This window comes from Mesorhizobium sp. M0208 (genome assembly GCF_040322015.1).
GTDB lineage: Bacteria > Pseudomonadota > Alphaproteobacteria > Rhizobiales > Rhizobiaceae > Mesorhizobium.
Genome location: NZ_JAMYSP010000018.1, coordinates 25537 through 50763, shown reverse-complemented (window position 1 = coordinate 50763; position 25227 = coordinate 25537). Strand labels below are relative to the sequence as shown.

10 protein-coding genes are annotated in these 25227 nt (G+C 58.6%); 3 read left to right on the top strand and 7 right to left on the bottom strand.

Annotation, left to right across the window (positions count from 1 at the left end; all coding sequences use genetic code 11):
- Positions 1–49: 49 nt before the first annotated feature.
- From NKJ17_RS18920 to NKJ17_RS18905, 4 genes are read right to left on the bottom strand one after another with little or no spacing between them, the layout of a single operon-like run.
- Complete coding sequence (locus tag NKJ17_RS18920; RefSeq protein WP_031237857.1) at positions 50–1039, bottom strand: substrate-binding domain-containing protein; 990 nt, start codon at positions 1037–1039, stop codon at positions 50–52.
- Entirely contained in the window at positions 1036–2103 is a 1068-nt protein-coding gene (locus NKJ17_RS18915; RefSeq protein WP_352689669.1) for an ABC transporter permease, read from the bottom strand. The genes NKJ17_RS18920 and NKJ17_RS18915 overlap by 4 nt, the downstream gene beginning before the upstream one ends.
- On the bottom strand, positions 2085–3578 hold the full coding sequence (locus tag NKJ17_RS18910; RefSeq protein WP_352689668.1) for a sugar ABC transporter ATP-binding protein: 1494 nt from the start codon (positions 3576–3578) through the stop codon (positions 2085–2087). The genes NKJ17_RS18915 and NKJ17_RS18910 overlap by 19 nt, the downstream gene beginning before the upstream one ends.
- Positions 3578–4603 carry an ABC transporter permease gene (locus NKJ17_RS18905; protein ID WP_352689667.1) on the bottom strand — a complete coding sequence of 342 codons (1026 nt, stop codon included), beginning with the start codon at positions 4601–4603 and terminating at the stop codon, positions 3578–3580. The genes NKJ17_RS18910 and NKJ17_RS18905 overlap by 1 nt, the downstream gene beginning before the upstream one ends.
- 201 nt (positions 4604–4804) lie before the next feature.
- On the opposite strand from NKJ17_RS18905, the gene NKJ17_RS18900 reads away from it, so the two are divergent.
- Positions 4805–5851, top strand: coding sequence for an AraC family transcriptional regulator (locus NKJ17_RS18900; RefSeq protein ID WP_352689666.1), 1047 nt, complete (start codon positions 4805–4807; stop codon positions 5849–5851).
- Positions 5852–6012: 161 nt separating this feature from the next.
- On the opposite strand, the gene NKJ17_RS18895 is transcribed toward NKJ17_RS18900, so the two are convergent.
- Both NKJ17_RS18895 and NKJ17_RS18890 read right to left on the bottom strand, forming a co-directional pair.
- Positions 6013–7821, bottom strand: a complete 1809-nt coding sequence (locus tag NKJ17_RS18895; protein ID WP_352689665.1) for an ABC transporter substrate-binding protein — start codon at positions 7819–7821, stop codon at positions 6013–6015.
- Between the two features lie 228 nt (positions 7822–8049).
- Positions 8050–20772, bottom strand: coding sequence for a toxin TcdB middle/N-terminal domain-containing protein (locus NKJ17_RS18890; protein WP_352689664.1), 12723 nt, complete (start codon positions 20770–20772; stop codon positions 8050–8052).
- A 1054-nt stretch (positions 20773–21826) separates the two neighbouring features.
- On the opposite strand from NKJ17_RS18890, the gene NKJ17_RS18885 reads away from it, so the two are divergent.
- The gene (locus tag NKJ17_RS18885) at positions 21827–22054 is read left to right on the top strand and encodes a helix-turn-helix domain-containing protein (RefSeq protein WP_352689732.1); all 228 of its coding nucleotides are present in this window, start codon (positions 21827–21829) and stop codon (positions 22052–22054) included.
- Positions 22055–22112: 58 nt separating this feature from the next.
- Entirely contained in the window at positions 22113–22403 is a 291-nt protein-coding gene (locus NKJ17_RS18880) for a hypothetical protein (protein ID WP_352689663.1), read from the top strand.
- A gap of 804 nt (positions 22404–23207) precedes the next feature.
- Here the strand turns inward: NKJ17_RS18880 and NKJ17_RS18875 are convergent.
- Entirely contained in the window at positions 23208–25226 is a 2019-nt protein-coding gene (locus NKJ17_RS18875; RefSeq protein ID WP_352689662.1) for a hydantoinase/oxoprolinase N-terminal domain-containing protein, read from the bottom strand.
- Position 25227: the final 1 nt, after the last annotated feature.

Here is a 25227-nt window from a genome sequence, read left to right as displayed (position 1 = left end):
GCAATGGAGGGTTGGGAAGGCCGACTTGCCGCCGACCTTCCCGGGGCACTCAGAGGCTGGGAGGTGACATGAATGCCTTGATCGCCGGATCACCCTTGGTCAGGATCCGAACGCCGGTATCCAGATTGGCGGTCGGCACATTGCCGAACCCGGGATTGTTCATATTGTCGAACTGGGTGGGGTGAGCGGCAGCATAAAGCATGTGGAATGCCATCACGCCCATCAGATATGGGTTCTGCGCCACCGTTCCGGAAAGCTCATCGCTGTCGACCATCTGAAGGATCGGAAGGTCGATCGCGTAGGCGATGATTTGCACTTTGTCCGGCCCGCTGTCGCGCCCCACATTCCGGGCAGCCGCGACCGCACCGGTCGCGGGATTGCCATGGAGTGTGAAGATGCCATTGATCTGCGGGTTGGCCTGAAGCATGGCGGTGATCACTGTTTCCGCCTTCTGCAAATCGCCCTCGTCATTGACCTCGGCCACGATTTCCGCTTCCGGCGCGACGGACTTCAAGCCGGCGATGAATCCTTCCCGCCTGGCGTTGATGGCATCGAGGCCGGGGATTCCTGAAAAGCCGATCTTGGCTTTGTTCCCCAGAAGCTCGCCCATCTTCACGCCGGCCGCGAAGCCGGCATTGTAGTGGTCGGTGCCGACGAACAGCAGGCGCTTGCTCTTCGGAGAGTCTGAATCAAAGGTCAGCGTCGCCACGCCCGCCTTCATCGCGGCATTGATCGACGATACGAGCGTGTCGGCGTCGCCTGCGGTCACGGCAATGCCCTTGACCTTCTTCGCAACCAGTTGGTCGACGGCGCGCGACTCCGCCGAAGCGTCCCAGTCCGCTGGTCCCTGCAACTCGGCGACCGCGCCCACGGATTCAGCAGCGTCCTTGAAGCCGGCGAAGCACCAGTTGAAGAACTCCGAGCCTTTCAGGAAAACCACCATCCCGTAGGTCTCCTTGGCCTCCTGGGCGTAGGCGGTGGTCGCCGGACCTCCGAGCGAAATTGCAGCTGCCAATGCGTATCGGATAAGCTTTCTCATGTTCTCACTCCCGTCAGGATTGCTTTGCGATTGGATATTTTCTTCTGTCGGATCGACAGGATTTTCACGTTGCTCCTCGCCTCGAAGTATCGGCTGAGGAGGATTGCCACGAGGAGCATCCCGCCGTTGACTACGTCGTAGAGGAACGTGTTGACCGCCGACGTGACAAAGGCGTTGTGGACCGTGGCGAGAAAGAGGATCCCCAGAAGAGTCCCCCCTAGTGAGCCGCTGCCGCCGTTTATGTTGGCCCCTCCGATGGCGACCGCGGCAATGGCCTTGAGCTCGGCCATGTTTCCATGACCCCAGTGCGCCGCGCCGTAGCGCGAAGCGGCAAGAACGCCGGCAAAACCGGCGAGCATTGCCGAGGCGGTGTAGACGACAAGCTTGACCCGCTCGACATTGACGCCGGAAAGTCGGGCGGCGCGCTCGTCACTGCCGACGAAATAGACCTGGCGAAAGCTTCTATGGTTGCGCAACAGAAAGCCGAGACCTGCGGTCAGAATGACGAGCGCCCAGATCGGCAAGGGCACGCCGACGAGCTTCCCCTGTCCAAGGAAGAGAAACGCGTCGTCGAAGCCTGCGATCGACTTTCCGCTCGATATCGACAGGTTCACGCCCCGCATCGTCAGTAGGGTTGCCAGCGTGACGATCAAGGGATGCACGCGCAGCAGGTTGATCAGGAGTCCATTGGCCAGGCCGATCATGCCGCAAGCCACAAGCGTGATCGGAATTGCCGCGCCGATCGGAAGTCCAGCCTGCACCATCAGCTTCGCGACCAGGATCTCCGCGAAGGCGAACACCGCGGCGACGGACAGATCGATGCCGCCCGAGATGATCACGAATGTCATGCCCACGGCGATGATCGCCTCGAACACCATGTTCATGGCCAGCACTTCCATGTTGGCGGCGCTGACATAGCCGGGATAGGCAGCCTGCATGAACGCCAGGATGAACAGCGTCATGAACAGCAGGCCGGCGCGCTGGATCGTCGTCGGATTCCTGACGAGCAGCGCAAGCCGCGAGAACGGCTGGGGCTGGAGGGCGGTCATGCCACTGTTGCCCATCGCATTACCTCCTCCTGCGCAAGCTTGGCCGAATTGTTGTCCAGGTCCGCGCAGAGCACGCCGCCACAGAAGACCAGGACCCGGTCGCTCAGCCCCATCACCTCATTGAGTTCCGACGAGACGACGACAACCCCGATTCCTTGATTGGCCAGCGCGCGCAACTTCTTGTGAATTGCCGCCTTTGCGCCGATGTCGACACCCCGGGTGGGTTCGTCGACAATCAGAAGCCTGAGCTTCGACGCCATGGCCTTGCCCAGCAGGACCTTCTGCTGGTTGCCGCCCGACAGCGAGAACGCCTTGGCTCCTGGATCGGCCGGGCGGATGTCGAGATCCGCTATGAAGCCGCGGGCGAAGGCATCGATGCGGGCCGAACTGACGAGGCCTGCCCGCCCGGTCAGTTGCCCAAGCACGGACGCGCCGATGTTGTCGCCGACATTGAAGGCGAGAAAGATGCCACTGCGCTTGCGGTCCTCCGAGACGTAGCAAATGCCGTGGCGAAGCGCTGCCGCCGGATCCTGGATCGAAATTTCACTCCCTTTCAGAAAGAAGCGTCCGGCATCCCGGCGATCCGCGTTGACGATCCCGCGCATTGCCTCCGTGCGACCGCTGCCGATCAGACCGGCGATTCCGACGATCTCGCCTCGCCGGACTGAGAAGGAAATGTCTTCGTACATGCCGAACCGGCTGAGACCCTCACACCGGAAAAGCTCGTCGCCGATCTGATCGGAAAGTGGGGGATAAAGTTCATCGAGGCTTCGGCCCACCATGAGCCGGATGAGCTCTGCCTTTTGAGTTTCCGAGACGCCGCGCGTCGCAACATGCCGTCCGTCCCTGAGCACGGTTACCCGGTCACAGATTGCGATCAGCTCATCGAGCTTATGCGAGACGAAAATGATGGCGACGCCGTTTCGCTTCAGGTTCTCGAGAACGAGAAAGAGATCGCGCACCTCGCTTTCCGCAAGCGCCGAGGTCGGCTCGTCAAGAATAAGAATGCGGGCATCGAGTGCCGTCGCCTTGGCAACCTCGACCATCTGCTGCATGCCGACACTAAGCCTGCGAACCTCGCTCGCGGGGTCCACATCCAGTCCAAGCCGGGCGAAATGCTTCTCGGTGGCCTCGCGCATGGCCTTCCAGTTGTTGAGGCCGAGGCGGTTGGTGATCTCGCGCCGCAGGTAGATATTCTCGACCACCGTCGCGCTTGGTATCAGGCTGAGCTCTTGGTGTACGACGCTGATGCCTGCGTTCATCGCAGCCACGGGCGTGTCGAAAACGGCCTCTTCGCCATTGACCAGAATGACGCCGGCGTCCCTTTGGACGATGCCGGCGATGATGTTGATGAGTGTCGACTTGCCGGCGCCGTTTTCTCCAATGAGGCCATGTATCTCTCCGGCTCGCACCTCGAACGAAATATCGCTCAGGACCGGGTTGCCGGCATAGGCCTTCGAGACGCCCTGTATGTTCAGCATGCTGCTCATCAGCCACGCCCCCTGTAGGAGCGAAGGGCGTCGACCCCGACCGCGACGATAAGAATGATGCCGATTGCAGCCTGCTGCCAACTTGGATCGCCATTGAAGAGCACGAACCCGTTGCCAATCAGCGCGATCATGAGGACGCCGAGCGCTGTGCCCAGGATGCTGCCTGCCCCGCCCGACATGCTGGCGCCGCCGACAACGGCGGCGGCAAGCGCCCGCATCTCTGCCCCTACCCCGTAGTTGGCATAGCCGATGCGGGCATTCGCGATCATGAAAACGGCGGCAAGCCACACAAAGGCTGCGCAAATGACATAGCCGCTGATCGTGATGAGATTGACGCGCAAGCCCGACAGCAAGGCTGCCTCCCTGTTTTCGCCGACGAAGAAGAACTGGCGCAGCGGCGCCCAGCGCCGCAGCAGGAATGCGAAGCCAAAGGTGACGAAGATGACGATCAGCAGAGCAAGCGGAAGCCCGTAGACGCGCTCGCTGGTCCGCCAGAGCGGGACTTCAAGGCGCCCGAATTGCAGGAACCAGGCAGGGGCGCCGGTGAACGAAACATACTGGCCCGACGTCATCACTGTGGCGGTGCCGCGCGCCAGGGTCATCGTTGCCAGCGTGACAAGAAACGGAAGGATTCCAAATCTGACGGCGAGATAACCGTTGAACGAGCCAATCCCGACCGCCACTGCGAGGCCGATCAGGAGCGCGGCTGGCACGGGAACGCTTGCCTGAAGCGCCAACGCCATGACGACGGTCAGAAGCGCGAAGCTGGCACCGATCGAAAGGTCAAGTCCCCGGATGATGAGGACGACCGTCATTCCAAGTGCAAGCAGCAGGTCGTAGGTCATCAATGACAGGATTGCCTTGAAATTCACCCAGCTCAGGAAAGCCTGCGGCTTGCCGATCGCGATGGTGGCAAAGATGACGAGGTTCAGAATGACGAGCCCTGCCTCGCGCGAGATACCGGGGATTCTGACCGGCAAGGCCTGCATGACAATTGGCGTGATCAGGCGGCTTTGCAGCGACATGGGCGTCGTCTCAGCCGGCACAGGCAAAAATATCGGATCGATGCTCTGCTGAACTCATGATCTTCTCCTCCCGGTCTTTTCTTGGTCTTTTGACACCGAGCCTCGCCTTTGCGGCTGGTCGATATGCTGCGATTGAAAACCAATGGAGGCGCAGCAACTAGGAGCCAGCTTTCCCAAAACTGATACGCAATTTCCGCTGCTTTGCAAAAATCGCGGCAAATTCGTATCCAGGACGAAATAGTTGACCAGCGAGCGCTTGAGATTGCAGTTGAGCCGATGCTAACGTTGTTGGACTGGGACGTATTCCGGATAGGACTTCGCTTGACGCTCAAGGTACTGCATAGGCAATCGACGCAGACGCCAGAGGTTGGCCGGCCCGGGCTCGAGCAGGTTCTACGGGAACCGGGCGAGAGCTTTGTATGGCGGATGGACGACTATCCATGCGCTCTGGGCCAGTGGAACTATCACCCCGAATTCGAAATTCACCTGGTCCGCAAATCCGTCGGCCGGGTGTTTGTTGGGGATCATATTGGCCATTTCGAGCCCGGCTATCTCGGCGTCGTCGGGTCAAACCTTCCGCACAATTGGGTGACCGACATCAAGCCAGGCGAGGTCATCCAGGGACGTGACATCATCGTACAGTTCGATGCCGACATGTTGAGATCGGCGGTGGCTGTTTTTCCAGAGATGGCCGAGGTTGAGGATTTTCTGTCGGCGGCCGCCCGCGGCCTTCATTTTTATGGCACTACAGCCATCAAGGCCGCGGCGATCATCGAGGCGATGGGCAGCCTGCTCGGGTTAAAGAGGCTTGTGCTCTTTTTCGACTTGATTGGCCTGCTAACGACATCTGCCGAGCGCGACACCCTGTCAAGCGAGCACTTCGCGCCTAACCTGCTGCCGCGCAGTTCGGCGATGGTCCACAATGTCGTGGAGTACATACTTCAGAACCTGCATGAAACCGTCAGCATGAGTGAGGCGGCAGGCGTCGTGGGCATGACCGCCCCCACTTTCTGCAAGTTCTTCAAGAAGAATACCGGCCACAATTTTCGTGACTATGTTCGGCTGCTACGTGTTGGCCATTGCTGCCGGCTTCTTGCCGAGACCGAAGTCTCAGTTACCGAAATCTGCTACAAGGTCGGCTACCGCAACCTGTCCAACTTTAACCGGCATTTTCTGATGGAGAAAGGTGTCACGCCGACACAGTATCGCCGGCTTCTCAAGGAGCGCTCGGGCGGAGACCTCGAATAGGGTATGCCAGAAATATGGCATTCGCTACGCCCCTCAGGCGACCCATCGGCCGCACCCGCTGAAAAACCCTCAAAGGACAAAATTCCGTATCTGAGTGCACACGGATCGAACATGGCAAGCGGTGCCCTCACCGCCTTTCTGACTTCGTCTCTGCCCTCTGACTACTGGGCTGCGGCTCCAGCCCTTTTGAGCTGGAAGAGCAGGCGCTCCGTGGCCGCCCAGCTATGCATCGGGACTGTGCACTTGGCATGCGCGACTTCATTACCCGGGGCCTTTCCGCCCTTTGGTGCCGGTTTGACAGGAGCGGCACTGCCCTGCGCCGGGGGCGCCGACGGCAAACAAGCTTGCGCTGTCGGCCAGCCGGTCCAGTAAGTGGTGTTGAAGGCAAAGATCTTTGGCGACTGCACCAGAGGGATGAATGGTACGTCGTGAGCGATAAACGCATAGGCCTGGACAACGAGTTGCGGGATGGCGGGGTCGTCGAGCGGTCGTTTGCCGAGGTCCTCCACTATCGCGGAGTATTTTTTGGCCTCATCCGTGTTCCAGCGTCCTGTATTGCCGAAGCCCGGACTGCGTGAGCCGATGTCCGCATATTTGTCGGATGTGTAGCGGCTCATCGAGGCATATGGCTCGGCTACCGAGCCGCAGGAAAGCGATCCGTAAGCAAGCTCGTACCGGCCGTTGGGAATGACGTCGCCCCAATAGTCGTCGTTGGAGATGGCGCTGACCTTGGCATCGACGCCCCCGCTACGGAGTTGAGTAGCGACAGCATTGGCACCATCGACATCCTTTGCGCCAACTTCATCGACCACGATTGTCGCGGTCAGCGCCTTGCCGCTCTTCTTGAACAGCCCATCCGCATCCTTCTGGTAGCCGGCGGACGTGAGAATCTGATCGGCTGCGGCTTCATCAGCCTTTGCCGGGAGCCCGAGACCGGCTGCTTGTATTGGATCGATGAAGCGATCCATCGCGCCATACTGTGCGAACATCGTGGTTGAGGCGGCGGCAGTATCCCCATAGGCCGTGTGGGCGAGATCGCTCCGGTCGATCAGCAGCGACAGCGCGCGGCGCAGTTCTGGGTCGCTCCATGGCTGAGCTTGCGTGTTGATTTCGAGTTGCCGAGGACACGGCTCATTCCAGGCTGGCGACGGCGAGGAATCCCAACCCACGACCGCAGCGTTCTGAGATTTGGCATTGGCCAAGCCCCCCGGCGAATATTCGTCCGCTGCGTCGATGTGATTGGCAACGATCTGGTTGACGCTGTCCTGCTCGCGTCCGACGAACTTCCATTCGAGGTGCAGCGGGGCGGGCAGAGCGCGAAAGACCGGCTTGGCGTTCGGGTCAGGCTTGCCGTCCGGGCCAAGCTTGGCGTCCGGACCCGGCTTCGCGCCCCACCATCTTGGATTGAGCGTCCAGAATATCTGCTTGGTTGGGTCGACCTTGGCGTGTTTCGCCGGGTTGGTCGGATCGAGCGGATCGGCCGTGAAGGGATCCTCTTTCGGCTGCGGGTCATCGAGTATGTATGGGCCGGTACCCATCGGTGGCGAGAAAGTGAACGCGGCGAGCGGTCTCTTTCCCGAGGCGTCATCCTGCACTGCCTTTTGCCACTTGCTCTTGGGCATGATCAGGAAGGAACTAAAAAGGCCGGCGCCGAAATTCTCGAGCCCAAATCTCGGATTGGGTTGCAGGAGCGTAAATGTCACGGTTTGGCTATCCGTTGCCGCAACAACTGCAACCTGCGACGCGAAAGTCGACGCCTCGAAGGCCGGGAACTGATCGCGATGGTCGATCACCATCTGGGCTGTGAACCTGACATCTTCTGAGGTCAGCGGGGTTCCGTCAGACCACTCGACACCTTCTCGGAGTTTCAGCGTCCAGACCTTTTGCGCGGCGTCCGGCGCGAGGCTAAGGCCGAGCCAGGGCTCAAGCGCTCCACTCGAATAGTCGAGAATGAACAACGGCTCCCACATCGCCTGATGCGCCCCAGCATCGCGCCGAGAGGCAGGGCTGTACCAATTGAAGTTTGTGGCATCGGCGACCGGAGAGGCTAGTTCGAAGATGACCGCGTCAGAGCGTTCAACTTCAGCGGCCTTTGAATTTACACATGCCAAAGAAGCGAGCATGATCTCAAGTACCGCTGTTAATGAGAATAGGAATCTATGAGTCTTTTTCATAATTTTCTTCTCAAATCGATTGCATTATTTCGCAGTTTTATTTGCCTTTATTACATTTTTCTCATGATCCAATATCTTTTGAATGTTTTGAACAACATCTTCGGTTATTCTAGACGAGACATATGATGGCTTTCCGTCATTTCGGATAAATCCTTCAATGCCGCGGTTATGTGCAGTTCCCGCGCCCCTTGGCGTAAATGACATTCTGAGGGCTTGTTGTTTTTTCTCAATATTTCGAGCAACCAGTTCCATCGCACTTGGAACTTCGTTTGTCAGCTTCCATATAGTCTCGCGATCGTTTGGATCGCTCACGTCTAGGCCAGCCAGTTCCGCGGAGAGTTTGAGTTGTAATTCTCCAGGTCCAAGGGAAGTTTTTCCCCAATCCCCACGGAAATGGCCGTACACGGCGCCGGCTAGATCTTTCAGATCTGCGAAGATGCCCCACCGCTTTTCTTGATAGACAATCGCCGCAATATCAACTGCGCCAACTTCCGGGTGCCGTTTTGCCGCTTCCAGGATGTACGGAGCCATATACTCGATGCGGCGATAGACCGACTCGTTGGGAGCACCGCTCGGTAGCTGAGCGTCCATGCCAGTGGCGTCTACTCTTCCGACCGGCTGATTGTCTCCGAACGTGTAGCTCGCGAGTTTCGAAAGACTGACAGCTCCCGACCGGCGAACCAAATCCAATGGATCCGGGCTCAGCCAAATCCCCAAATCCCTGCTATATGACCGCGCGCCGAAGGACGAAAACCCAGTCACCAGATCGAGCTCCTTGCCCTGGAAAACTGAGAGCGGTGGCGCACCTTTGCGCCCAGTTTTGGCAATGCTCTCATTGGTGAGTTCGAGCCCGTAAGGTTCGTACTCTCGACGTGCAATCACGGTGGACCCAGGGTCGGTCGCCTCACCGAACGAGGTCACGCTCGCCGTCATCGAGCCGACCGGCAGGTCGGAATAAAGATAGGTGACGAGCGGATCCTCGCTCTCGTTGTCGGGCGGCGAAAGGCTCGCGTCCGGCAGACTTGCCCGGGATAGTTCCACCGTACCGCGCGCATCATAAGGCCGCGCGTAAAACGGCGTCATGTAGATGGTGGCGATCTCTATCGGTCTACCGTGTCCGATGGTAAGCGGGGCACCGGTGCCACTCTGCGGCTGATCTATTTTGAGCGTTCGGTTGCCACCGAAATCGTAGACATAATCTTCGCGCAGAAGGCCCTCGTTTCGGGTCACCTTCTGGTCGTGGACACCCCGAACCCGGATCGGCCGTCCCTCGCCATCCCAGCTGATACCCCGGTTCGAAAGAACCGGCGTCAAATCCTGACCTGCTTCGCCGGGCCCAAGCCCGGTCATCCGGCCGAGATCGTCATAGGCAAGCGCTGTATCGCGCTTTGCGCCATCGATCGAGAAGTCGATTGATTGTGGCGCATGGGCCGGCTTGGTAGCCGGATTGTTTGCGTAATCCAATCTCCAGGTCCGTTTGAAAGTTGTGCCGGGAGTCCCTGCAATGTCGAGTGTCCGGTCGGTAAGGCGGTGGCCGGGATCGTAGCTATAGGTGCCCGAACCCTTCACATGACCTATCCCCATCTTGTCGATTTCGGCATCGAAATATTTGAGCCGATTAGCTTGATCATAGCTGAATGCGTAGCTGCTGCTGTATTGCCCCTTGGTTAGCGCGTTGTTGACGTAGCCAAGGATATTGCCGCCGCCATCGTACTGGTAGCCGTCAACCAACACTGGCACGTTAGCCCCGGTTACCGTCGCCATCTTGTTCGTACGGAGATCAAGCTCGTCATATCGGTAGCCTGTCGTCGTTCCATCGGCTGTCCAGCGGACAGCAGGCCTGCCGAGCGCATCTTGGGCAGCGTAGACCAGTGGTTTGCCGTTGAAGAGTTCCTCAGCGACTGCGCCGTCTGGTGTATACTTACGGCCGATCGAAAAACGGGCGAGGCAGGTTTCGATGCCCGCATCGATACATTTGAGCGCCGGATTCGACGGCGCACTCTCGGAGAACTCCTCCTGCACAGGATCGCCGAAGGCCGTATACGAATTTTCCTGCTCGTAGAACGCAACCTCTGGAAGATAGGCCTCACTCTGGCCTTCGCTTTGCTTGACCTCGGTTACGGGCGCCACGATCGAGCGCAATTCTCGCCTGGGAAGCCCCAATTCGTTGTATGAGAAGCTTTGCCCTCCGGTCCGATCGGTGACCAGGGTTACTTGGCCGATGCAGTTCTCGCAATTGCGGCCAGTGACATCGATGAAGCGCTGGTTGGCTGTGTCATTGGGAATGAAGCGCGGCGTTTCGATGATCTCCCCGCTCCTGAGCGCAAAAGGATAGCGATCGAGGTAAAAATGGACGGCGTCGGCGACGTCAGTTGGCCCGCCCTGTTCATCCAGCGACCGGTAGGAGATCCCGAGCAGGCGGCCACCCGAATATGTATAGAGCTTCTGATTGCTAACTTTGGATGACGTACCGCATGCAGCGGCGGCGCTTTCATACTTGTAAGATGCCTGGGACAAGAGCGCGTTAAGGCCGTCATAGGAATATAGCGTGCAACCTGAATCTGGGTCGTTAAGTTTAATGCTCCGCCCGAGAAGATCGAAACCGACTTCAATCGCACCGCGCTTTTGCTTGGAGAGCGGATATTCAACCCCGGTCAACTGCGCGAGTTCGTCATAGGTGTACTCCGTGCGGGCTGGCTGTTCTTGCCCTGCTTCCGCGGCCTGTTCCTGCTCGTGCCAAATGCCGAGGATTTTGGGATTCGCCGGATTTTCTGGGTCGGCCAATGTCGAACAGGTGGAAATACCGTCGTATTTGCGCGCATAGGGCACATCGGCTGGTAAGGGATGGCCTGGCGTCAGAGGCCGGTCCGGATAGAATTGGTCCTGATCCTCGAACGTCTCGCGTGTCAGCCCCCTGGCGTCGGACCAGTTGGAAGTCAGCGTACAGCGAGGCGAAAGGGTGGCAGCCTCGAAACGCGGCGAGCGCGAGGCGTTTTCAGGGATGATGCCGTAGGCAAACTGCGTTGCCCCTCGCAAAGGATGATTGTCGTCGGCCAACCGGTTTTCGACGGTAATCGGCCGGCCCGCCGCGTCGAAAGCCGTTCGCGACAGGGGATTAGCAGTAACAGAACCAACATCCGGCAACCAGTTATGGAACCGAACCTCGCTACCTTGCCGCTTTGGAGAGCCGGCCGGGAGCGGATAGGCTTCATAGGACGCCCAATCCCTTCCAAGGGCATCGATGGCATCGCCCGGAGACACAATGCCGGTCGCCACGCTGGTACACCGTTCGGCGAGCCCGGCCGATTTGAGTGCCACCGTGCCACGATCAATCAGGTCGCCCTTGGCTTCCGCGCACACATCTGCTTCGCGGATAGTCTGGAATGTCCGGCCAAGCCCATCGGAGAAAGCCGTCGTTTCTCGCGTTGTATTGCCGTCTCCGAGCAAGCCGGCGTATGCGTTGGAACTTTCAAAGCGCAGCAGAGTGCTTCGCAGCCCACCCATATCAGCTGTCCCGTACTCGGCGTGCCCAAGAAGCCGCCACTGATCGACCGCGGGCATAGCTTGCACACCAACCGTCGACTGCTTCTTCAACGCTATCGCCAGTCCGTCGGCAAACGGTTTAGCCTTGTTCTCGCGCGGCGCCTTGCCCCACGACCGCGCCAAGAGGTCGAGCCGGCCCCAGCGGTCGAAATCGAATAGGAGTGAATTTCCGTTGATGTCACTCGTCCCGGACACCATGCCGAAATGCGAGTCGACCGTTGCAAAAGAGGCCTGCGAGATCGCCTTGCGCCTCACCGGGTCAGGGAGTTGAGCAAGCCCGAAGCTGCATCTCGGGCCATGAATTGCGGGTAAAAGATTAGAATCCGTCCCGGCGCCAGCCACATCCTCGACACAGCGCGTCAGTTCCGTCGCCGTGGCGGTTTTCCGGAAGGGGTCGGCTTCGTACTTGAACCGCCGCTCGATCCATTCCTTGTTGTCCGACAGCGGCGACACTGTGTGGGCCGGATTGCCGAAATCGTCGTAGCTAAGGATTTGGTCTAGCATCACTGCGTTGAAGAGTGTCTGGCCCTTCGGCAATCCTGCAGTTTTGTCGTAGGCCGTTCGCAGCGCGGCCTGCATCGTCGAATAACCGGTCTTCAGGGCGGCCAGAAGATTGTCGCGGAATTCCTCACAGATACCTGGCCGGAACGCGAAACCCTCTCCCCCTGGGTAAAGGCAAAGGTCGACGAGATTGCCACGACCATCGTCCGAATAGGCGGCTTCTCGAGCCCGCAGCAACTTCGCGTCTTTTTGAGCCCACGGACCGGCAAAGACCTCAGTACGCTGGGCAAGTCCGAGCATCGGATAGCCGGTGGCTTTGCCGTCCGCTTTCGGGCTCGCGTTGAGACTCTGACGAGCCGCGTACGCGACCGCCACGTTGGTAGAAGCCTTCGGTTCCGGCACCCACGCGGAAGACGTTTCCCCCATGCTGTCGAACGCGAGCACCTGTCCCCATTGATCATTGTCGAACGCAATGCCCGAGCGCAGACGCGGAACACTTGCCGAGGCCGGGTCGTTGCTGAACACGCTTTTGGCAATCCCGCCACCGAAACTCTCAAGCTGGATGAGCCGCTGCCGCACCGAGGCCGATTGTTGCGCCCAGAAGGCATTCTGCTCGTTGTCGAAGCCCTTCCGAAGCATGTTGTCGGATAACTTCTTGGGGCAGCCTTTGACATTGGTTGCGCACAAGCCCCCGTCGCCAAACACTGCTTGCTCGCTGGCATTCCCAATACTGCCATCCCAAAGGGCAGACAGCTTCGATGAGCCGAGAAATGCGCCGCTCGAACGAGACAGATCGTCTATCGAATAACCGATGGTTTGGCGTGAGACCGCTTGCCAAATCTGCGCTGGTGCTCGACTCCCGTCCACGCCTCGGGAGCTTAAACGTGAGTCAACCCCGGAGAGCTCCCGAGTGAGCAGCGATCCTTGTGAATAAAAATCACGGTTTGCGAATACCTCATGGACGAATTGCAATTCCTTGTAGCCCGCCTTTTCGAGGACGGTCCCCTCGCCGGCTGAAATGATGTCGGCATCTTCGTGCCGCAGGAAATCCGCATTCAGGCAATTCGCCTCACCGCCATCGCAGCCGTATGAGGTGCGGGTCCGCTCGGCGAATCCGTAGAATTGCCTTTCGGCGCGATTGTAGTAGCCATGCGCGTACCTATAGGCAGTCAACAGGACATCCTGCCCATCATCGGCAAGCGACTTGCCATTGGAATCGAAGCCGTCATATCTGGCGACATCGGTCAATGCCCAGACTGGTGCGCCATGCTCGGGTCCGCTATTGCCGAACAGACCGTACTTGAGGACTATCTGCGCTCCCGAAGGATTGGTGATCTTGGAAAGCAGGTGGCTCTTCGCCACTGGGTTGTATTGAACCTTGGTGGTGGCTGACCCGACGAGCGCGAGCCCTGCAACGTTGCCGGTGACGGTCGCAATATCGGGAACGCGGTCGCCGTTCATGTCGCGCAAGCTGATAACCTCTCGCGTCTGGCCTCGTGACCATTCGCCGGCGACTGTGAATACGACTTTGACGTACACGAAACTGACGCCGGTGGTAAAAAAGCCGCCTGCATCGACCAGCGTAGTCTGAGATGAGGATGAGAAGTCCGCGGGCAATTGGGCGATGGGATACTCCAGGGGTGTGGGCGAAAAGCCGTTTCCCAAATTGGAATAGACCTTCAAGACGTTGCCGGATGGCACGACGATATCCGGTTTCTGATCGCCGTTGAAATCGAGGAGTACCCCCTCCGACCCGCCGTCGCGGGTCTCGATGCCCATGCCGCCACCATAGCTTCCAGCCGACGAGACAAAGCCGAGCCGTATGCCCAACCCAACCGACTGGCTGCTACCGAACTGGTGGGCCGTTGCCTCGGTTCCAGGTGGCAGGAATTCGGAAGGTACCATGCGAAGTCTGTTGCCAGTGCTCAGCGACGAGATCACCGGCCCGCCGAGCGGATTCACATTGACGCTATCGGCAATGCCGTCACCATTTAGATCGATCAGCTCGGATGTTGCAGTGTCATGGCCAAGCTGAAGACTTGCCGAAAGGCTGAGACCCACGTTGCCGTCGTAGGACTCCGTCCCGCTGCCCGCGCCCGACTTTGTGTAGACACCGAAGGTGGCGGGCGTTCCACCATATGCCCCTCCGGCACTTACTGACGAGGAAGAGGTCTGCAGGCCAGAAGCCGAAAGCATCGCTCCCAGCGAAGACCCGGCGTCCCCCACTCTGAAGTAGCGCCACCAATCCTGCCTTGGCAGTCCAACCGGCGAACTGAGTTCGGCTACGCCGCCGGAAATGATATCCGGGTATCCGTCTCCATTGACGTCCTGCAGCAAGCGCCCAGACTGTTGCTCCGAATATCCGGCATTGCCATGAGCGTTATCATTGCCCGCATTGAACGTCAGCGAGTCTCCGGAACTCGTCAGAACAGGAGCAAAAATAGAGATCCTTCCGTCGCTCGGCGGAAGCGGGCGATTTGGATAGTCGGTCTTATCCGGACGCCCCTCTTCCTTGTCCGAACTGCCGTCGCCCTTCTTTTTCGAAACCGGACAGATTTTGGCTGGAACCTTGGAATCTGCCATCGCTGGATCAAGGCATGCAGTCTTTTGATAAGAGCGAAACGTGTAGAGGAATTCAGAGACTGGAGGGCGCTCGAAACCAATCAGGGCCGACACTGAGGTCAACGGTTGTGCATCTGAATTTTCGTTGGCCGCCAATTCCAGCGACACCGTATCGTCCATTCCCTCCCAGCAGCTGGCGGTCTCGGTCGGTGCTTCTGCTGAGCACACACCGCTGGAGCGGACTGCGTGCGGCGCAGTGGCCCTGGTTGGTCCAACGAACCGATGTTTCAATCCAAAGAAATTCACCCCATGCAGGTTCAGTACCGAGTTCCCGGTCGAAGCAAACTCGGTCTTGCAGGTCGACGGCCTGGGCGCCGCGCTGGTGCCACAGGCAGCGCTCGCTTCGGCTAACGTTTCCATATTCGTTGCGGGTTGGAGGATGTCAGGATCGTATCGAAGAGTCGACAAGCTCGGGGGCAAGATGACACCGCCATCTTGAGAGGCTCTACCGGCAAAGAATGCCCATTGGGATCCGGTCTTAGGCACCGCAGGGTCGTGATTGAAGTAAACGAGGAACTGTTTCGGCCCAGCATAGTTGGGAGCCACAGCCTTGAGGTCATCAAGCACAGGCAGTTTGCTCTCGATAAGGTCCTCAACGGGAACCAGCGGCCGAGATGTCGCCTTGGCCATCTCCAGATTCTGGTCCTCAAGGTGGAGTTGGTCGCCGCTCACTTCGATCTCGGGCTGCAGACGAAGGATATCGCGACGCCGCTTGATCGAAAACACTCCCGGCTTGTCGATCTTTTGCGCGTCATTGAAGGTGCGATACTGAGCGCCCAGAAACACTTCCGTCCAGGCAAGTTGCGTAAACGGCCGGCAGCGATCAGTTAAGGGTCCGCTCAGCCCGCCGGTTATCGGATTGACAAGCGGACAATCAATCGCGCCCGCGCCCGGCATAATCTGCCCTGGCGACCTTGGTATCATATAGGTTTTGGCGACACCGAAGCCGGAAGCCTGAGGGACGCGGAAGATCGAAAAATTACCCCTTAGGGTCTTGCCGTCGCTGGTCGTCACGGAGTTTTCGACAGGGGCGAGATGGTAGTGCAGTTCCAATACATCGAGAGGGTGCGCACGGAATTCCAGCACCCAATTTCGACCAATGAACTGATTGTTTTCGTCAATTTCATACGGGACCGAATAGACGGGGTCACCGTCGTACTTCTGTTGATTAGTTAGTTCGTTGCCCTCGAACGAACAGTCCTGCTTGGCTTCCATCGGACCAAGGTCGAGGCCGTAGATTGGGAAATGTTGCTCACAGATGCCATGGACCTGGTCGTCCATGATGTTATTTTGGAAGGCTACAGCGCGGCCCACGCGCTTGTTCGCCGTGATCCGCTGAAAAACGTCGCCATGAAAGGCCGGTTCGCCCCCGTCAAGAGGTAACTCTGGGACCGATTCAGAATTTTCGCTCTCGGGTTGAGCTGCAGAATAATTGACCTTGTTTCCATTGGGACCGCTTAAGTCCCCCAACGGATGAAAATACGCTTCTGGGCCAATCGTGCCGTACGCCCCTAAACAAGTATTTGGCGTCTTGACGACGCATTGCTGATTGCCAGTTTCTGCGCCGCTGAGCTTGCGGAACGCAAGGGGCTGGCCGTTGACCGTCGCAGTCATCTCAATGCGGAACGCAGGTTTCGTACTGCCCCGAAACTCCGCAAACAACTTCTGAAGGCTCTTGGCGCTCTCATCCGAAAGAACTTCGTTGAAATCCTGCGTCGCGAAATTCGCGGCAATGCGGTAAGCGCAGTCGCCGCGCCCGTCCCCGAAGATAGGCCTTGCGACTGGCTTCGAACCGGCCGTGATGTCAGCACAATCGAGCGGATTGACCTTTACCGGCAGTCTATAGCCGCGGCGCGCCAGCCGCGGATCGTCCATGAGCAAATTCGGCCCAAGACGAAGCGTCTCATATACCCTATCGAGGAGCGTTTCTGCGCTGGTAAGCTGTTCCGCAAATGGAAGATTGCCGAGCACCTTTGCCAGATGCAGGATGTCGTGACCCTTTTTCGGCAGTGTCTCAGGCCTGTCATCATTGGTGAACTGAACTGCATCGAAGAGGCTATCAGCGTCGTCACAGCGCTGTTTGTAGCTATCGCTCTTCTGCCAATGGCCCGAATAGTCGCTTGCAAAGGGCGGAGCGTTAACGGAGTAACGGTTCTTTAGAAAGTTGAGGATTTCGTCCTTGTATGCGCAAAGGGCGAGTGTCTGGCGTGTACGGGCAAGCCCTTCACTCTGAAGCTCGAGATCGAGCAAGTGTGCACGATCGATTTTCTCAGGTTGGGGTTCATCGTCCGCAAGACCGACGTCGGGATTTTTGAAACTACCGTGCTCGACGCGTATGAATTCGTTGTCAGGCTCGCCCATAGCGACAGGCAGATAGATGAAGACCGCCGACTGCGCCCCAACGGTGGGATGTGGCTCGTGGGGATCCTCTTTGACAACCGTCGTTATTTTCGGTGGGCGCAGCCACCTTAAGGTGCTCAGCCGCGAATCGACGTTCCGCGCTGGAAGCTCGAGCCGGCCGGTGCTCGTCTCTACGATCTGCTCGACGACCAGTCGCGAGGCAACTGCGATTGTTTCGTCGTAGGCTCCCAGAGCGCCGCAGTGCACGGCCCCTCCACTGGAGCAGAGTGCGATATCGACGGTGCAGTTCGGCCCTGCCTCCTTGGCGCACAGCGCCGACACGTCTTGTCGGTAGGTGCGTGGCAGCGCCGAAGCAGGGAGAAGCATTGAGGCAATTTGTGCGCCTGTTGCGGCCTTGTCTGCGCCGGGTATCTGGGCGGAGACCACATCGAAGTAAACCTGGTAGTCTTTCGTGAGGTCGGTGGGGATTGAGAAGCGCCCGTCTATCTTGCGATCCATTGCCGGCGGAAGTGTAACGGTCTGGTTGGGCGCTGAAGCAAGCGTACCGGTGGCCAAGTCAAAACTATAGCGGTTTTGCTTGGACAGAAGACAGTTCTGATGCTCGGCAGCTGTTAGTTCTTTCCATTTGCAGGGCAGCGAGGACGTCAATCCATTGGGGCCGCCTTCTTTGGCAAGGCGAAAGACTTCATCGTGATCGACCTTCGTGTACGTGACGTGAAGATCTGGCTCTAAGAAAGCTCCCAGATGCGGGCCCACGCGGTAGGTGACATAAAGCAGGTCACCCGCTTTGACTGAAATCTCTGAAGGCGTCGCACCGTCGACACGGCATTGAGCGTCGAAGCTTAGCGAGGACAAGTCCTTGCCATCAAAATCGCGAGTGTCGCAAGGAACAGTGGTCTTCGTCGCTCTCTTTGACAGTGCAATCTGTATCTGTGGCAGCGGCGTTTCGATGAATTTGATAACACGTTCGACCGCCGTATACTGCGGACCCAGCAAGTCCGACGCAGCGGCATGGCAATGCTCATCCTCCGGCCAGAGCTCGCACTTGCTTTTCAAGCTGACATAGGTCCCGAACTTCGCGACCTCGTCATACAGAGCTTTGAATTCAGCCGGTCCAAAATCGATACCATAGGCACCTGGGTTTTTGGGATCAACGACGGCGATGCCTTTGCGGAACAGCCCCGAAATCGAAATCGTGCCGTCGAGTGGCGCCTCCCACCCAAGTGTTGTCTGGCTGTAATCGAGCTCGTTCAGCCGATTACTGAGTACCGCGAGTTTGTCTTCGATGTTGGCGATCGTACCACGGAGGTCCGCAGGGATATGCGCGCTGACCGCGGCATTCGCCTCGGCATCAGTGCCGGGAATCGGGGGCAGCAGCGCACTGTCGGGAACAAATCGTACGACATGCTTGCCGTCGATGGTCTGCTCGCCCTGCCCGTAGAACACTTGGCCATAGGCGGCGATATCAATGAGCCCGTCGCCGTCGCGGTCCGTGAAGTAAACATCGGTCTGGCTTGTGTTCCTATTGAAGCCCAATGTGGCCATCGAACTAGGAGGCCAATATCCCTCGACACCGATGCTCTGGGATGAGGAACTCGACTTGGAAAACTCGGTGACGTTCTCGATTTCGCCACAATGACTAGGCGGGTAGAAGACAGTGTGATCTGCCGAGCGTTCCCCTGCGCAGTAGCGCAATTTGCGATCGTGACTATAGAGGATGTCGGCTATTCCGTCGCCGGTCACATCAACCAGCGCTGAGTTACCTTCCGATCGATTGAAGGCGACACCAGCCTTGACGCCACCCGAGATTTCCTTACGACTGGTGTCGCCTGCCGGACCCACACCAACATAGAGCGACGCGCCGGTTTGCTCGTTCTGGCCCGAGCCGAGCAGCGACTGGCTGGCAAGAAGATCGAACCCGAGGCTGCCGGCTAGATCGGCAGGAAAACCCAAAGTCCCCTGCGCCTGCTCCGAAAAATCGCCCGTCTGCGTGACCTCCGTTGAAGGCCAGTTCAGGACGCAACTGGGATTCTTGTCGTCCTTGGCGTAATTCTCGCCCTCATACTTAAATTGGAATGTCTGTTTCGAGAGCGCGCCGGCAGTGCTCCCTGCGGTATCATAAGCGGGATTGGCTTCGACGTCGTAGCTATGGAGCACCTCATCGAAATTGACGCAATTGTCGGCGCTATGGTGAAAAGTGTGCCTTGAGAAAAGTACGTCGCCGGCGGGGATACCGGATGCAGTTGCAGATGTGCTGGCGAGCCAAACCTGAGTTGGATCTGGCGGATAGTGGACAAGCAGTTGATCGAGCCAATAAGTCTGTGCTCGAAAAAAACCTAGCCGGCCATCGGTGGAGTATCGCGCCGCCGGCTCCCGAGGTACCCACTTGAAATCTACTGTTGTGATGCCGCTTCCAGGCAGCACGCCTGTCGGAAGCCCAAAGGCAAGGTTGTACCGGACTTGCGAGAGCATCAGTGCGCCCTGGCAGTCGCGACCGTCTCCCCCGCACGGGACGTCGCCTGGGTTGGTCTGTTGATATCTATAGCTTGCGCCGTTCCGCGCCGTCTGGCTGTCGAACTCTTGGGTGAGCGCCCATTGGCCGATTACACTTTTTTCAAGCCCCGAGGTCTCCGCCGCTACCCCCCTGAGTAGTCCGTTACCGTCGGGATCAATCACGGGCGGAGAGTGGTTCTCGGTGAAGGCACCCCCATAGAGTCTCGTTATGTGCGAGTTAGGATTCCAAACTTCCCAAAAATAATGATCTGGATCGTCGCCATAGCGACGGACGATCAATCCGTCAGAATTGTTGCGCAGGTGGAAGTAGCGGACGCCCTTGATCCTGGGGATGATCGGGCCGCCCTTATAGAGCGGAGCAATATCGTTGCCCTTGGCGTCCATGCCAATGAGGTCCATGCCGTCGAGCACATAGTCCTCGGTCTCATAGGCTGTATGATAAATTGGGGCAGGTCCGCGCGCTTCGATGTTGCTGATGCGGAGATCCCAGCCCCGACCGAGGGCCCCGGTGCCGGCCTGTGGACTGTAAGCGATCGAGAAGCTCGGACCTGGGCCCCGCGAAGGCCGCAGCAGCAGCGGCAAATTGATCGAATAGGCCCCTTTGTTGTCGGGTTCGACACTGTCGATGCTCAAGTACCCGCTAGCCGGGTTGACAGCCTCCAGTTGCTGAGCCAGTCCCGTGGGGGTGTTCATCGCCGGCTGAGCATCGAGCGCCTTTGGCGTCGCGATGATCCCGCCAACTATCCGTTGGACGTTTTGGGTAAGCGTCGCATACATGCGTTCAGGCTTCGGTGTGGCCGCTACGAAAGGCTGAGCCTTCGTCCAGTTGCCACTTACATCGTTGAATACAAAGACACCAGAATCAATGGTTTGGGCCTCGTCGACCCGGACCCCTGAAATATGAATGCTCACCCCAATCCCTAGGGGCGCGTCGGTCTTTGCAGGCGTCGCACCTGGGGGCTCAACGGGCGCAACCAATGCAGTTGCAACCGTGTAGGAGTTGCAGCCACCCGCCGACTGTGACGTAAAATTCAGCAGTTTTGCATCGGGCCCGTAGACTGACTGGTCCACACCCAGTGACGGAGTCCTCTTCTGATCATTGCAATCTACCAGCACTGTCACAGCGCTGCCACGATAGTTGTTCGGCAAAAAAACATCGAGGTCGCCAAAAGTGGCCCGTGGACTTTTGGTGTCGAGCCGAGCCAATTTTGTGGCGGTTTCTGCGGGGATTGGATTGGCTTCGGCAGCCGATGTAGTCGCAAGCGAAAGTATTACGCCTGACAGAGGCCATAATATGGTCTGGAGCGCGAACAGACACGCCACTAGCGAGGAGAATATTCTCCTAAACATGCCGCCCCACCCCGCCGATCGCACACGGCGGCCCCAGATTGCCAGGAAGAAACCCGGCCGAACTTTCAGCCGCGTCACCAATTCTCAGAGATCAATGTATTCGGGAAGAACAGTAGCAAGTGCTACAATACATAAGACAAAGACTTTCAGATGTCCATCGGGAGTCTTAAGCCCCTTTGGTTCCTGGTGCGATGACATTCGCGCGACATCGACCGGCCTGATGCGGACTGCGTTCCAGGGTCGCGCCAACTTCAACATGATTGCTCCCAGAACTGGCCTGACTCAACGCCGATTTGCCGACTATAGTAGCCGACTGCACATCGACCACTGCATGACCTTCGAGCATCTCGCGGAGCGGCATTGGTGCGATATTTCCACACGATGATCGCTGGCATACGCGACGCAACCGAACCCATGGCGGCTGATCAGATATACCAGCGAACATCCGCGCGGGAGAGGTCAATGCCGACGGCACAACGGTGTATAAAAAGGGGTTGTCGGTGGCTCTTTCGGGAGAACGAAAATGGAAGAGAAGAAGAACTTTCGTGTGCAGTTCTTGCACACGAACCCTGATAACTAGTTGATTTTGTTTATTTGTATGTCCAATCCATCAATGGGCGCAGTTAAGCTTTGTTAGACTGGATCGGCTAGTCCGAGCCCCGGTCAAGGCATGCTATCTTGGTTGGCGGACCATCCGATTTCTATCCAGCGATATCCTCCAGCACTACGCACTATGTTCGACCCCTTCCATCTTCGCGCAACTGATCCCATTCATTTCCGTGTGGCCGCGTGATTGAGAATTCGGGAGCATTGTCGTGCAGGATTGAATCGCACTGCCAGGCGGATCGCCCGCAGAGCGTTACCCTCTCAGACGTGCACAGTAGCGATAGCTGACTATATGGAGAACTCAATAGATACGAGGAAATACCTAACTGCCGAGGAAGTCTCTGACCGTTATCGCGGCGGTGTCTCGGTTGGAACACTGCGATACTGGCGAGCGATGAAGGTCGGACCGACCTTCATGAAGATTGGCAAAGCCGTCCTCTATCCCGTCGAACACCTTGAAGCTTGGGATCAAAAGAATACGGCATGTCGTGCGCCAGATCGACTTGCATTGGGCTCGCGTGACGAAGAATGAAAATCACTGATGAGCATTCAAGTTCGGAAATGCTGATGGGATCAATTGAGTCGTTGAAATGACGCGCCTGTCGGTTGCGGAAGAACTTGAAAGCGGCGCAGATCGTATCGCGGACATGTCGCGCGCGGATCTGCAAATCATTCTGCGTCGCGCTGCACTAATGCTCCGAAACATCACCGGCGTGCCGCTGGAACCGGCGACTGAGGATGCGCTCAACTCGATCGCAGCTGAGATGGAAATTGGCAAGTCGGACCTCATTCGGATCGTACTGCGCGAGTGGTTGGAAACCAACGCGTATCTGCCAGTGCGTGTGATCGATGAAGAGAGTGAAACGGACGGAAGCGCTTAGCGGCTACGATCATTCGTCTTTCCAAATCACCGACCGCTCCGTTGTGAGGACTAGGTGCCTAGCGGCTCAGTTTGGGACGCGTGGACGAGTTTAGCTAAATTGCCTACATGCTCGCCGATGCGGGAGCCATGCCGAAGATGCGCGAAGGGTCGCAACCAGCGAGCATCGCCGCCGATCATCGGCCGGGCTGTCGTAGAACCGAGCCCGCGCTGTCTCGTCCGTGGCTTCCATCCCTGATGCAGCATTCGGACCACCGCGGACGGGGACAGTCGGTCCCACGTCCAGTCCTGCGGCCGGCGCTATGCTGACGCTCCTACGGCTGTCCCGTTCACCGCCCGCGGCGGGGGCGAATTTCCTCCGTCCTACGCGCGACACTCGTCCGCTGTTGCGGACGCGCGCAGGATTGCGGCTTATACGCCGTTTTTCTTTAGAGCGCCGACTGTCGCCGGCGCGGAACGGAAGGTTCGGGATCCGTGATTGGCCGGGACTTCAGGATACTGACCAAATGCAATCATGCCCAAGCGTGGAAGATCACAGGTGTCACTCCATTCACACCCCACTAAGCGACCCCAGCTGTCGCTCGTCCGCTTGATACCCCGCGGGAATTCCAGATCATACTCGGGCACGCTTCGGATGAATTTTCATGAAAGCAGCTACTTACAAGAACCAATCCGAACTGCTCGTCCGTCGTGGACGGCTGTCGTTCTGTCGTGTGTGAACCGGCCCCAACGGGCCCTCAGTTTTTCCAATTTTGGCCCGAGGCTTAGGCGACGAGTTGTCATAGATCCAGGCCCCGTAACTGCGTCACGACGCGATCCGCGGCCGTCCGGTGGCGGTCGCGACAACGATGGCTTCGACGAAACTGCGTTCGCCTTCAATTGTTGCAACCCTTATGTCCCGTGCGATTTCGATCCGCGCCTGATCGGTCCCGGCGCGCTCGGCAAGACCTGCCGCCAAGACGCGAATGTGGGCTTCGGCGGCGATCATTGCTTCATCTTCGGTATCGTAGTCGTCCAGCCGCTCGCCTGAATTCAGACGGAAAAGCCCGATCTCCGGCTGGCTGACGCGTGCCTCCGCCGACATCCGCACCTGCCCAACGACGGCGCCCAACGCATTTGCGACGTCGGCGTGTTCGGCGATGTTGCAGTCATTGCCGATCAACTGCGGCAGACCGGCATAATGGAGCACTGCAGAGGCCCCGAGACCGATCACCGTTCGGTCGAGTGCGATCGACAGCCGTGCCATGCCGCCTCGCCGGCCAACCGCCCGCTGAACCAGCGGATTGGCAACGGAGACGCCGCCATCCAGCCCATCCTCGGCAAAGACTGTTTCAAGAATGGCTTCGGCCGAACGCCGGGTGACCGCGGTGAGAACCATTTCGGAAAAAGCTTCTGCGCCTTTGGCGACACCATGCCCCTGGCCGTCGCGTTTGCGTGCGAACAATTCGGCGCCCAGTCGAGCCGCGACAGTATCCCAATTCCCTTGTCGGCCGAGCACATGTGCCGCATCGGATGGCGTGAAGCCGGCGATATGCACCAGACCACGCGCGACCAGGCGATTGAGCGTCGCGATTTGCGAGGTCGATACGAGGAGACGATCGAGCGCGGCGGGAATTGCCGAAATGCCCGCATAGAGCCTTGCCTCGGTAACCGTCAGGCCTGCAGCCAGACGCTCGGGCACACCTGTTCGCAACGCGAAACGGCCGTCCAACCGGCTGGTGTTAGGGCTGAGCAATTGCCGCTTGAGGCCTTTGTATATGGCATCGTCGTGCTTCACCGCGGCCAGCGCCAGCGGCACCAGCCGACGGGGCCCGAGCACGATCGTCGAAGTCAGCGACCGCTCATGAAGCGAGACTTCCGAATCTCCACCGAGGCCAAAGGTGCGCATGGCGACGGCTTCCACCATGGTTCGCATTCCGCCGACGGTGGCGCCTTCCGGATCGAGCCGCAGGCGGCCGCCGTCGAGAACGGCGATGTCGGTGGTGGTGCCGCCGATGTCGGACACCACGGCGTCATCGAGGCCGGTCATGTACCGCGCTCCCACCAGGCTTGCCGCTGGTCCTGACAGGATGGTCTCGATTGGCCGGGAGCGAGCGAATTCAGCGGTAATGAGCGCGCCGTCGCCGCGCACGACCATGAGCGGAGCGACGATCCCGCGTCTTGCCAGAAAGCCCTCGGTGGCGTCGACAAGGCGATCGATCATCGAGATCAGCCGGGCGTTGAGAAGCGTGGTTAGCGCCCGACGCGGGCCGCCGAGTTTCGACGACAGTTCGTGTGAACAGGTCACTGGGAGCCCGGTACGCTCGCGGATGATGTCACGCACCGTGATCTCATGTTCGGGATTGCGAACCGCAAAATAAGAGGCCACGGCGACGCCTGAAACCGTGTCGGCGAGAGACGGCAGCGCAGCCACGAGAGCGTCCAGCACGAGTTGACGCGGATCGCCGTGGACGTCATGTCCGCCCGAGCAAAAAATCACGGAATCGGAGCCGAGGGCTTTTGACAATCCGTTCCGGGCAAGATCGGCTTCAGCGAAGCCGATCATCACCAGCGCGACCCGTCCGCCCTGCCCCTCGACGAGCGCGTTGGTTGCGAGCGTGGTCGACATCGAGACGAGCTTGATCGCGCTAGGTTCGATGGCGGCCTCGGATAAAACAGCGTCGACCGCGCTAGCGATGCCCTCGGCAAGATCGTGCCGCGTGGTCAGCGATTTGGCCTTGGCCACGATGCCTGTTGATTCCGACCACAGTACGGCATCGGTGTACGTGCCGCCTGTGTCGATGCCCAGATACAGAGGCGACGGCTGATGCGCATATGCGTTCATT

Bases quoted from the DNA above. Each gene is read 5' to 3' on its own strand.
- NKJ17_RS18920 (WP_031237857.1), bottom strand. From the start codon at position 1,039: ATGAGAAAGCTTATCCGATACGCATTGGCAGCTGCAATTTCGCTCGGA.
- NKJ17_RS18915 (WP_352689669.1), bottom strand. From the start codon at position 2,103: ATGGGCAACAGTGGCATGACCGCCCTCCAGCCCCAGCCGTTCTCGCGG.
- NKJ17_RS18910 (WP_352689668.1), bottom strand. From the start codon at position 3,578: ATGAGCAGCATGCTGAACATACAGGGCGTCTCGAAGGCCTATGCCGGC.
- NKJ17_RS18905 (WP_352689667.1), bottom strand. From the start codon at position 4,603: ATGTCGCTGCAAAGCCGCCTGATCACGCCAATTGTCATGCAGGCCTTG.
- NKJ17_RS18895 (WP_352689665.1), bottom strand. From the start codon at position 7,821: ATGTGGGAGCCGTTGTTCATTCTCGACTATTCGAGTGGAGCGCTTGAG.
- NKJ17_RS18880 (WP_352689663.1), top strand. From the start codon at position 22,113: ATGACGCGCCTGTCGGTTGCGGAAGAACTTGAAAGCGGCGCAGATCGT.
- NKJ17_RS18875 (WP_352689662.1), bottom strand. From the start codon at position 25,226: ATGAACGCATATGCGCATCAGCCGTCGCCTCTGTATCTGGGCATCGAC.